9 protein-coding genes and 1 pseudogene are annotated in these 9,543 nt (G+C 71.1%); 5 read left to right on the top strand and 5 right to left on the bottom strand.

The window, feature by feature from the left end; genetic code table 11:
• Positions 1 to 74: 74 nt before the first annotated feature.
• From P1P75_RS36330 to P1P75_RS36310, 5 genes and pseudogenes are all read right to left on the bottom strand, one after another.
• Positions 75 to 2,297, bottom strand: a complete 2,223-nt coding sequence (locus tag P1P75_RS36330) for a hypothetical protein (protein WP_319263518.1) — start codon at positions 2,295 to 2,297, stop codon at positions 75 to 77.
• Positions 2,298 to 2,365: 68 nt separating this feature from the next.
• Positions 2,366 to 2,467 (bottom strand): annotated as a pseudogene (locus tag P1P75_RS36325) (isopenicillin N synthase family oxygenase); the annotation flags it as partial.
• A gap of 40 nt (positions 2,468 to 2,507) precedes the next feature.
• A complete protein-coding gene (locus P1P75_RS36320) occupies positions 2,508 to 2,966 on the bottom strand; it encodes a nucleoside deaminase (protein ID WP_319263517.1) in 459 nt (152 codons plus the stop codon).
• 119 nt (positions 2,967 to 3,085) lie between these two features.
• Positions 3,086 to 3,835, bottom strand: a complete 750-nt coding sequence (locus P1P75_RS36315) for a MerR family transcriptional regulator (protein ID WP_319263515.1) — start codon at positions 3,833 to 3,835, stop codon at positions 3,086 to 3,088.
• A 146-nt stretch (positions 3,836 to 3,981) separates the two neighbouring features.
• Complete coding sequence (locus P1P75_RS36310) at positions 3,982 to 4,338, bottom strand: PLD nuclease N-terminal domain-containing protein (RefSeq protein WP_319263513.1); 357 nt, start codon at positions 4,336 to 4,338, stop codon at positions 3,982 to 3,984.
• Positions 4,339 to 4,425: 87 nt separating this feature from the next.
• On the opposite strand from P1P75_RS36310, the gene P1P75_RS36305 reads away from it, so the two are divergent.
• The 5 genes from P1P75_RS36305 (at position 4,426) to mqnE (ending at position 9,295) form a co-directional block, all read left to right on the top strand.
• Positions 4,426 to 5,877: a menaquinone biosynthesis decarboxylase gene (locus P1P75_RS36305; protein WP_319263511.1), complete on the top strand. Its 1,452-nt coding sequence runs from the start codon at positions 4,426 to 4,428 to the stop codon at positions 5,875 to 5,877.
• Complete coding sequence (gene mqnP / locus P1P75_RS36300; RefSeq protein WP_319263509.1) at positions 5,874 to 6,779, top strand: menaquinone biosynthesis prenyltransferase MqnP; 906 nt, start codon at positions 5,874 to 5,876, stop codon at positions 6,777 to 6,779. Before P1P75_RS36305 ends, mqnP begins: the two co-directional genes overlap by 4 nt.
• A 66-nt stretch (positions 6,780 to 6,845) precedes the next feature.
• Positions 6,846 to 7,502 carry a UbiX family flavin prenyltransferase gene (locus P1P75_RS36295; protein ID WP_319263520.1) on the top strand — a complete coding sequence of 219 codons (657 nt, stop codon included), beginning with the start codon at positions 6,846 to 6,848 and terminating at the stop codon, positions 7,500 to 7,502.
• 105 nt (positions 7,503 to 7,607) lie between these two features.
• Positions 7,608 to 8,063, top strand: a complete 456-nt coding sequence (locus P1P75_RS36290; protein ID WP_086771194.1) for an Lrp/AsnC family transcriptional regulator — start codon at positions 7,608 to 7,610, stop codon at positions 8,061 to 8,063.
• 68 nt (positions 8,064 to 8,131) lie between these two features.
• Complete coding sequence (gene mqnE / locus P1P75_RS36285) at positions 8,132 to 9,295, top strand: aminofutalosine synthase MqnE (protein ID WP_319263508.1); 1,164 nt, start codon at positions 8,132 to 8,134, stop codon at positions 9,293 to 9,295.
• Positions 9,296 to 9,543: the final 248 nt, after the last annotated feature.

The raw sequence follows: 9,543 nt of genomic DNA, 5'->3' as shown, positions 1-9,543 counted from the left end.
ATGCTTTGGTGGCAAGTTCAGATTTTTATAAGGGCCACCGCCACCGCTTCCGCCGCCGCCACCCGCGCCCGTCATCACGCCTCCCCGTCCCCGTCGTCTTCGCCGTCGTCGGCCGGTGTGCGCAAGGGGCGGCCGGCGAGCGCGTCCCGGGGCCAGGCCCGCGAGGTCGCGAACAGCAGGGCACCCCCGGCGGGCCGCAGGTCGGACAGTTGCAGCAGCTCGAACCGCAGCCGCTCGCACACCCCCGGGTCGGGCAGCACCAGCGGATCGCCGGCCTGCCACACCGCGTGCAGCAGCCGCCGGGTCCGCAGATGCAGAAAGGCGTCCACGCCCTCGGGCGGGCCGTGCCCGGCGTCCGTGCGGCCCAGCGCGATCGCCGCCCGCCGGTCGTCGTGTCCCAGGTCGCGGCCCTCGGCGTCGTGCGCGTGGAAGTACTGCGCCGAGGCGAGGAAGCAGAGGGTGTCCAGCCAGGTCCGGGTGTCGAGCGTGCGGAACGTGTCGCGCAGGTGGGAAACCGCGTTCTCGGTGTTCCCGAGGGCGAGTTCGTGGGCGAGCCGGTAGCGGGCACGGGCGGGATCGGGGGTGAGCGCGGGGTCCGGCGCGGGTACGGGATCGGGCACGGGATCAGGACCAGGAGACGGGTCGGGTCCCGGTGCCGGGTCCGTGTAGTGCCGGATCAGTGTCTCGTGGACCTCCCGCCAGCCGCCGTGGTCCGGGTCGCGGTGATGCAGCCGCAGCAGCAGCAGCGTGCGCACGAACGGGTCGCCCACGAACTGCCCCGGCACGGCCGGCATGCCCTCCTCGGCGAGCCGCGACCGCAGCGACCGTACGCCCGAGGAGCCGAAGTCGTCCGGGAGGTGCGCGGCGGCGAGGGCGACCGCCGAGCCGTGGTCGTGGGCCGCCGCCAGCACGGTCAGCTCCTCCAGCCGGTCGGCCGGCACGAGCCGCGCCAGCAGCTCGGCGTAGGCCGGGCGGCCCTCCGCCTGCCCCTCCTCCAGCCGGATGTCCGAGGTGAGCAGCCGGCCCAGCGAGGCCGCCCGCTCGGGGTGCTGCCGGGCCGCCGTGGCGAGCAGGACGATGCCCAGCGGGTTCCCGCCGGTCAGCCGGTGCGCGGCCTGCGGCAGTCGGGGCGGTATCTCGATGTCGTCGCAGACCGCGCCCACCATGTGCAGCGTCTCGTCAGGACCCAGCGGCGGCAGCGGCACCAGCAGGGCCCGCGAGGACGGCGAACTCCCCGGCGCCCACTCGGCGACCCGGGCCACCTCGGCCAACTCCCGCCGTACGGCGTCCCCGAGTGCCGGATGCTCGGTCCCGCGGACCGTCGCCACGCACACCACCTGGTCGTCGGCCCCTTCCGCCCGGTCCCGCAGCACCGCGCCCAGCAGCCCCGGACCCGGCCCGCTCCGCGCGTTGTCCAGCAGCACGACCGGCCGCCCGATCCGCCGCAGATGGGACCCCAGGCCCGCGTACGCCTCCGCGAGGTCGGCCAGCAGCGCCCGCACCAGCCACCGTTCGGCGTGCTCGCGCGAGGTGCCGCCGGCCCGGAAGTTCCCCGACAGGAGCAGCAGGCCGCGCTTGGCGTTGCCGCCCGCGTTCGGATAGCCGCGGTACCACTGGGACGGCCGCTGTTCCCTGTGGTTCGTGAACCCCTCCGACAGGGACTCCAGGGTGGCGTCGATGGCCGCCGCCACGAACGGGCCCTGCCCGCTGGCCGCCACGATGACCCGCCCCGCGACCCGTGCCGCCCACCGCCCGGCCACCCCGAACCGTGAGCCGCGCTCGTTCAGCAGCAGGATCCGCACCAGCTCACGCCGGATGCGCTCCGAGTCGGTCCGCCCGCTCCAGTCGCTGGCCCGCACCGCGACCAGGCCCGCCGTCAGCCGCGGGAAGGTGAGCTGCCCGGCGGCCTTCACGGGCTCGGTCAGCTGCTCGGCGAGCACCAGCAGGGCCTGCCACACCGGCGACCAGGACTCCGGGCTCTCCTCATGCGGCGGCCCGGCGAACTGGACGTCCTCGCAGTCGATCAGCGCGACCGGTGTCCGTCTGCGCGCCTCACCCCTCCGCGTCCGTTCGGTGTACGCCTCCCACACCTCGGCGAGCACCGCGCTCTTGCCCGTTCCCCGCCCGCCGGTCAGCACCAACACCGGGACGTCGTCGCCGTGTTCGGGCTTCACCGCGTGATGCTCGTACGGCCGTAACCCGACGAGCCGCGGTACGAGACCGGCCGGCTCGACATCGAACAGCGCACCCCGCCCGTACAACCGTCTGTGCACCGCACCTCCCCCGTGGCCGGTCATCAACGCAAGGGTAAGGAGAGAGAGTTGATGTGTGCCAGAGCGCCCGGTGTCCGTTGCGTAACGACATGTCAGCCCACAGTGATCGAATCCGGCTTCGCCCGCAGGTACACGTGGGAGTCGACGGCCTCGTACGTCACCCGCCCGACCGGGGCCGGCACGGACTCCACGACCCTGACGCCGACGGGAAGCGATCCGGCGTGCTGGGCGACGTCACGCACCGATGTCCTCGTTCCACAGGGCAGGGTTCTTCTCGATGAAGTCGCGCATCATCGCGACGCACTCGGGGTCGTCCAGGAGCACGATCTCCACGCCGTGCCCGGCGAGCCAGTCATGGCCGCCGTGAAAGGTGACGGCCTCGCCGATCACGACACGCGAGATACCGAACTGACGCACCAGCCCGGAGCAGTACCAGCACGGCGAGAGCGTCGTCACCATCGTCGTCCCGCGGTACGTCCGCTGCCGCCCCGCCGCCCGGAACGCCGCCGTCTCCGCATGCGTCGAGGGGTCGTCGTCCTGCACGCGCCGGTTGCGCCCCCTGCCGAGAAGCGTCCCGTCGGCCCCGTACAGCGCGGCACCGATCGGAACACCGCCCTCACCGAGCCCGGCCCGGGCCTCCTCGACAGCGGCCCCGAGCCAGCTCCGCGCCGTCGCCCGATCCAAGAGATCCATGCCCTCACTGTGACCGAAAGCCGACAGAAACATGCGCAAACGCGTTCCCGATGTTCCGAGGGCAGCCGACCGGGTCACCGACGGCATCGAGGTCTCCTCGGTGCTCGATCCCGGCGGCCTCACCCCTGCGCCGGGCCGAGCCCCTCGGCAAGGTACGCCGACAACGCGCCCGCGGCCGCCAGCATGGCCTGGCTGCGGGCGGTCAGGGACTCCGCCCGTGCCGTCAGCGCCCCGCGCAGGGACCTGGTGCCGCCCTCCCGGCGCAGGTCCTCCAGTACGGGCCGGATCTGGTCCAGGAGGTAGTGGCTGCGGCGCAGGCTGTGGATCACCCGGGCGTCCCGCAGCTCGGCAGGGCCGTACAGCCGGTAGCCGGTGGGGTGTTCGCGCGGCGGCGTGAGGAGCGCGGCCGCCTCCCACACCCGCAGCGCCGACGGACGTACGCCGATCAGGGCGGCGACCTCTCCGATGCGCAGGCCGGACCGCTCGCGGGGGTCCGGGGTGTCCTCGGCGAGGGTCTCCAGTGCCTCGCCGGTGGCCCGTAGCGCCGCCCGTTCCTCGTGCAGCGCGGCGTGCGCGGCGTCGACGAGGGCGAGCGCGCCCGGTACGTCACCCACGTGCACGGTCCGCATGATCCGGGTCGCCCGCACCGGGCCGTACCCGGCGAGCAGGGTCCGGTACGTCAGCAGGGCCCGCCGGTGCACGTCCCCGAAGGTGCGGTAGCCGGACTCGGTGCGCCCGGCCGGGGGCAGCACGCCCGCCTCCTCGTAGTTGCGGATCTGCTGGGTCGACAGCCCGGCGAGGCGCGCCAGATCTACGGTGCGCAGGCGGCTGCCGCGCCCGTCGGCGTCAGGGTCGCGTGGTCTCTTCATCGTGATCGCGCACCACGGTAGCGGGCGCCCGGCCCTCGCTCACCGAGTGCTCGTCAGGCGCTCATCAGGTGTTCGGCAGGCGCTCGCACGGGCGGTGTTTCCGCAGGCGTTTTCCAGGCGTTCCGGGAGGGAGGCCCTGAGCCTCGTCAGCTCCCGTCGTCCCCCTTGCCCTTCCCGTCGTTGCCCAGGCCGTCGTTGTCCTTCCCGTCGTCCTTCTCGTCGTCGTCGAGCGACTTCAGGAACTCGGGGTTGTCGTCCGGGGCGATCCACTGCCGCTGCTGCGCGCGGCCCTCGCGGACGCCCGCCCAGCCTTCGGCGGCCGGGCTGCGCTTCTTGCCCGCGACGAGCCAGGAGAGCGAGCCGACGAGCGGGAACAGCAGGACGAGGATCGCCCACAGCGGCTTGGGCATGTGGCGGATCTCGTCGTCCTTCGTGCTGATGCAGTCGATGAACGCGTAGACGCTCAGCGCCAGCGGTACCAGGAACATCAGTACCCGCAGCATGGGTCTCTCCAGCGCAGAAGGCGGCGGGGCCACGAGGACGGGCCCCAGGTACGGGGTCAGGGTAGCCCCTCGGGGATACTGGGCCGCATGGCTTACGACGATCTTCGCTCCCTGCTCAGGGCCCTGGAGCGTGAGGGCGACCTCAAGCGCATCAAGGCCGAGGTCGACCCGTATCTGGAGGTCGGGGAGATCGTCGACCGGGTCCAGAAGTCCGGCGGCCCCGCGCTCCTCTTCGAGAACGTGAAGGGCTCGGCGATGCCCCTCGCGATGAACGTGTTCGGCACCGACCGCCGCCTGCTGAAGGCGCTCGGGCTGAAGTCGTACGCGGAGATCTCCGAGCGGATCGGCGGGCTGCTGAAGCCCGAGCTGCCGCACGGGTTCGTGGGGGTGCGCGAGGCGTTCGGCAAGCTCGGCGCGATGGCCCACGTTCCGCCGAAGAAGGTGAAGGACGGTCCCGTGCAGGAGGTCGTCCTGCGCGGCGACGAGGTGGACCTGGACCAGCTGCCGGCCCTGTTCACCTGGCCCAAGGACGGCGGGTCGTTCTTCAACCTCGGCCTGACCCACACCCGGGACCCGGAGAACGGTGTCCGCAACCTCGGCCTCTACCGCCTCCAGCGCCACGACAAGCGCACGATCGGCATGCACTGGCAGATCCACAAGGACAGCCGCAACCACTACCAGGTCGCGGCCCGCCGGGGCGAGCGGCTGCCGGTCGCGATCGCCTTCGGCTGCCCGCCGGCCGTCACGTACGCCTCCACCGCCCCGCTGCCCGGTGACATCGACGAGTACCTCTTCGCCGGGTTCCTCGCGGGCAAGCGGATCGAGATGGTCGACTGCAAGACGGTTCCGCTCCAGGTCCCGGCGCAGGCGGAGGTCGTGCTGGAGGGCTGGCTGGAGCCGGGCGAGATGCTCCCGGAGGGCCCGTTCGGCGACCACACCGGTTTCTACACACCGCAGGAACCGTTTCCGGCACTGACGATCGATTGCGTGACGATGCGCAAGCGTCCGCTGCTCCAGTCGATCGTGGTGGGCCGCCCGCCGACCGAGGACGGCCCGTTGGGCCGCGCGACGGAGCGGTTCTTCCTCCCGCTCCTCAAGATCATCGTCCCGGACATCGTGGACTACCACCTGCCCGAGGCCGGCGGCTTCCACAACTGCGCGATCGTCTCGATCGACAAGAAGTACCCCAAGCACGCGCAGAAGGTCATGCACGCGGTGTGGGGCGCCCACATGATGTCCCTGACCAAGCTGATCGTGGTCGTCGACTCCGACTGTGATGTCCACGACCTGCACGAGGTCGCCTGGCGGGCACTGGGCAACACCGACTACGCCCGTGACCTGTCGATCGTCGAAGGCCCCGTCGACCACCTCGACCACGCCTCCTACCAGCAGTTCTGGGGAGGCAAGGCGGGCATCGACGCGACGAGGAAGTGGCCCGAGGAGGGCTACACCCGCGACGGCGGCTGGCCGGACATGGTCCTCGCGGACCCGGAGACGGCGGCCACGGTCGACCGCCGCTGGAAGGAGTACGGCCTGTGACCTCGGCATCCGCAGCGCTCCCGCAGCAGCCGGGACGCACGAAGGCCTTCCTGCGCCTGGTGATGATCGAGCACTCGGTCTTCGCGCTGCCCTTCGCCTACATCGCCGCGCTGACCGCGATGTTCACGCTGGACGAGAACATCCACTGGGGCCGGCTGCTGCTGGTCACGGTCTGCATGGTGGGTCTGCGCACCTTCGCCATGGCGGTCAACCGGATCATCGACCGCGAGATCGACGCACGGAACCCGCGCACCGCCCACCGCGAACTCGTCACCGGTGCCATGTCGGTCAAGCACGCCTGGACCGGCGCGCTCATCGCCCTGGCGGTCTTCCTCGGCTCGGCGGCCCTGCTCAACCCGCTCTGCCTCGCCCTCGCCCCGGTCGCCGTGATCCCGATGGTGGTCTACCCCTACGGAAAACGCTTCACGAACTTTCCGCAGGCCATCCTCGGCATCGCCCAGGCGATGGGCCCGATCGGCGGCTGGCTCGCGGTCACCGGCGAATGGTCCTGGGACGCGGTCATCCTGGGCCTGGCCGTCGGCATCTGGATCGGCGGCTTCGACCTGATCTACGCCTGCCAGGACATCGACACCGACCGCGAGACCGGCGTCCTGTCGGTCCCGGCCCGCTTCGGCATCCCGGCGGCGATCTGGGGCGCCCGCGCCTGCCACGCCGTCACCACGGCCCTGCTGGTCTGGTACGCCCTCGCCACGGACGCGGGTGCCTTCTTCTGGCTGGGCCTGCTGATCGTCGGGGGCGCGTTCGTCTACGAGCACACCATCGTCCGCCCGCACGACCTGTCCCGCCTGAACAGGGCGTTCTTCTCCACGAACGGCTTCATCGGCATCAGTCTCTTCGTGTGCGCGCTCATCGACCTGCTGGTGCGCGGCCTCACGCTGTAGTCCGGTCCGGAGCACCTCCCCGTTCGCCGGTACGCTCAAGGTGTGAACGCAGGAGAAACGCAGCGCGTGCCTTGGATCGTGGGGGTGTCCGGGGCGTCCGGTACGCCCTATGCCGCCGCCGTGCTGCGCGCGCTGCTCGCCGGGGGCGAGAGCGTGGACCTGGTCGTCAGCCGGGCCTCGCGGCTCACGCTGCTCGACGAGACGGGGATCTCGTTCCGGGACGCGCACTGGCGGGACGACCTGCGGGACTGGCTCGCGCGGGGCGCCGACGGCAAGCCGGGCACCTTCGACGTCGACGTGGACACGGACGCCGTGCGGTACTGGGGAGCCGGTGACCTGGCGGCGGGGCCGTCGTCGGGGTCGTACCCGGCGAAGGGGATGCTGATCGTGCCCGCCTCGACGGCCTGTGTCGCCGGAGTCGCGCTCGGGCTGTCCAAGGATCTGCTCCAGCGGGCGGCGAGCGTGACGCTCAAGGAGCGCCGCACGCTCGTCGTCGCCGTCCGGGAGACCCCGCTGAGCGGGCAGACCCTGCGGCACCTCGTCGCCCTGGACGACGCGGGCGCGAGCGTCGTACCCGCCTCCCCGGCCTTCTACGCGGGCGCCACCCACATCCAGGACCTGGTCGACTTCGTCGCCGGCCGGGTCCTCGACGCGGCAGGCGTGACGCACGGCCTGTACCGCCGCTGGAAGGGCGAACTGGGCGGCGGCACCCGCCCCGCCTGAGCGAGGGCGGACAGCGGGGACCACCGCACCAGCACCGGCAACCACCAGCACCACCTTCAGAAACTTCAGTAACTCTCAGACCTCTTCATCGGAAGGCTCGATCGCATGGACGCGGTGGACAGGCAGCTCATCCAGGCCCTGAGGGAGAACGGCCGGGCCTCGTACGCGGAGCTGGGGCGCCTCGTCGGCCTGTCGGGACCCAGCGTCACCGACCGCATCAACCGGCTGGAGGCGGCCGGCGTCATCACGGGCTACCGGGCCACGGTGAACGCCGCCCAGCTCGGCCTGGGCGTCACCGCCCTCATCGGCATCTCCCTCTCCGACGCCGCCGACCACGAGGACGTGGCCGCGCGGATGAAGGACCTCAGCGAGATCGAGGACTGCTGGTTCATCGCCGGCGACGACTCGTTCATGCTCAAGGTCCGGGCGAACGACGTCGACGGGCTGGAGAAGATCATCCGTCGGCTGTCCGGCACGAAGGGTGTGTCCCGCACCCGTACGACCATCGTGCTCTCCACGAAGTGGGAGAACCGGGTCGGGGAGCTTCCCGAAGAGGTCTGATCGGTTGGGCGTACGGTTGACGAAGTCTGTCTCAGGGCGAACTCAGGGCGAACGGAAGAGGTAGCTGCATGGACGTCGGGCTCAAGCGCGAGCTGGAGCAGAAGGTCAGGGCCGGTGAACGGCTGACCCGTGAGGACGGCATCGCGCTGTACGAGTCGGACGACCTGGCCTGGCTGGGCGGACTCGCGCACGAGGTGCGGACGCGGAAGAACGGCGACGTCGTCCACTTCAACGTCAACCGCCACCTCAACATGACGAACGTGTGCACGGCGTCCTGCGCGTACTGCTCCTTCCAGCGCAAGCCGGGGGAGAAGGACGCGTACACGATGCGCATCGAGGAGGCCGTCAAGCTCGCGAAGGCGATGGAGTCGGAGAACCTCACCGAACTGCACATCGTCAACGGCCTGCACCCGAACCTGCCGTGGCGCTACTACCCGCGCTCCCTGCGCGAGCTGAAGGCCGCCCTGCCGCACGTGTCTCTGAAAGCGTTTACGGCAACGGAGATCCACCACTTCGAGACGATCTCGGGTCTGTCGGCGTCGGAGATCCTCGACGAGCTGATCGACGCGGGTCTGGAGTCGCTCACCGGCGGCGGTGCGGAGATCTTCGACTGGGAGGTCCGCCAGCACATCGTGGACCACCGCACGCACTGGGAGGACTGGTCGCGGATCCACCGCCTGGCGCACGAGAAGGGTCTGAAGACCCCGAGCACTATGCTGTACGGCCACATCGAGGAGCCGCGCCACCGCGTGGACCACGTGCTGCGGCTGCGCGAACTCCAGGACGAGACCGGCGGTTTCCAGGTCTTCATCCCGCTCCGCTACCAGCACGACTTCGTGGACGTGAAGGACGGGAAGGTACGTAACCGCCTTCAGGCCCGTACCCAGATGGCGACCGGCGCGGAGGCCCTCAAGACCTTCGCCGTCTCGCGCCTGCTCTTCGACAACGTCCCGCACGTCAAGGTCTTCTGGGTCATGCACGGCGTCCAGACCGCACAGCTGGCCCTCCAGCACGGCGCGGACGACATGGACGGCTCGGTCGTCGAGTACAAGATCACCCACGACGCCGACAACTACGGCACCCCGAACAAGCTCACCCGCGAAGACCTCCTCGACCTCATCCGGGACGCGGGCTTCCGCCCGGTGGAGCGCAACACCCGCTACGAGATCATCCGCGAGTACGACGCCCCGGACCCGGCCCGCAGGGAGTCCCCGCAGCCGATGAGACTCTGACCGCACGGGGCCGGCCTGGAAAACGGGGGCAGCGGGTCTCACCCAAGGGGCGTGGGGAAGTGCGCGCCCGGCCTCCACGGGTCTGCACCCGAGGTCATGTCCCGCCCGGCGGGGGCCGGCCTGGAAATCGCGGGTAACCGGTCTCACCGAAGGGGCGTGGGGAAGTGCGCGCCCGGCCTCCACGGGTCTGCACCCGAGGTCATGTCCCGCCCGGCGGGGGCCGGCCTGGAAATCGCGGGTAACCGGTC

Origin of the sequence: Streptomyces sp. ID05-39B, from assembly GCF_033794725.1 — a bacterium.
In the GTDB taxonomy this organism is placed as follows: Bacteria; Actinomycetota; Actinomycetes; order Streptomycetales; family Streptomycetaceae; genus Streptomyces; species Streptomyces bobili.
Note: the sequence above shows the minus strand (reverse complement) of the source record. Positions and strands in the feature narration are given on the sequence as shown.

What these genes read in the sequence shown, in the direction of transcription:
- P1P75_RS36330 (WP_319263518.1), bottom strand. Translation starts at nt 2,297, where the DNA reads ATGACCGGCCACGGGGGAGGTGCGGTGCACAGACGGTTGTACGGGCGG.
- P1P75_RS36320 (WP_319263517.1), bottom strand. Translation starts at nt 2,966, where the DNA reads ATGGATCTCTTGGATCGGGCGACGGCGCGGAGCTGGCTCGGGGCCGCT.
- P1P75_RS36315 (WP_319263515.1), bottom strand. Translation starts at nt 3,835, where the DNA reads ATGAAGAGACCACGCGACCCTGACGCCGACGGGCGCGGCAGCCGCCTG.
- P1P75_RS36310 (WP_319263513.1), bottom strand. Translation starts at nt 4,338, where the DNA reads ATGCTGCGGGTACTGATGTTCCTGGTACCGCTGGCGCTGAGCGTCTAC.
- P1P75_RS36305 (WP_319263511.1), top strand. Translation starts at nt 4,426, where the DNA reads ATGGCTTACGACGATCTTCGCTCCCTGCTCAGGGCCCTGGAGCGTGAG.
- P1P75_RS36290 (WP_086771194.1), top strand. Translation starts at nt 7,608, where the DNA reads ATGGACGCGGTGGACAGGCAGCTCATCCAGGCCCTGAGGGAGAACGGC.
- mqnE (WP_319263508.1), top strand. Translation starts at nt 8,132, where the DNA reads ATGGACGTCGGGCTCAAGCGCGAGCTGGAGCAGAAGGTCAGGGCCGGT.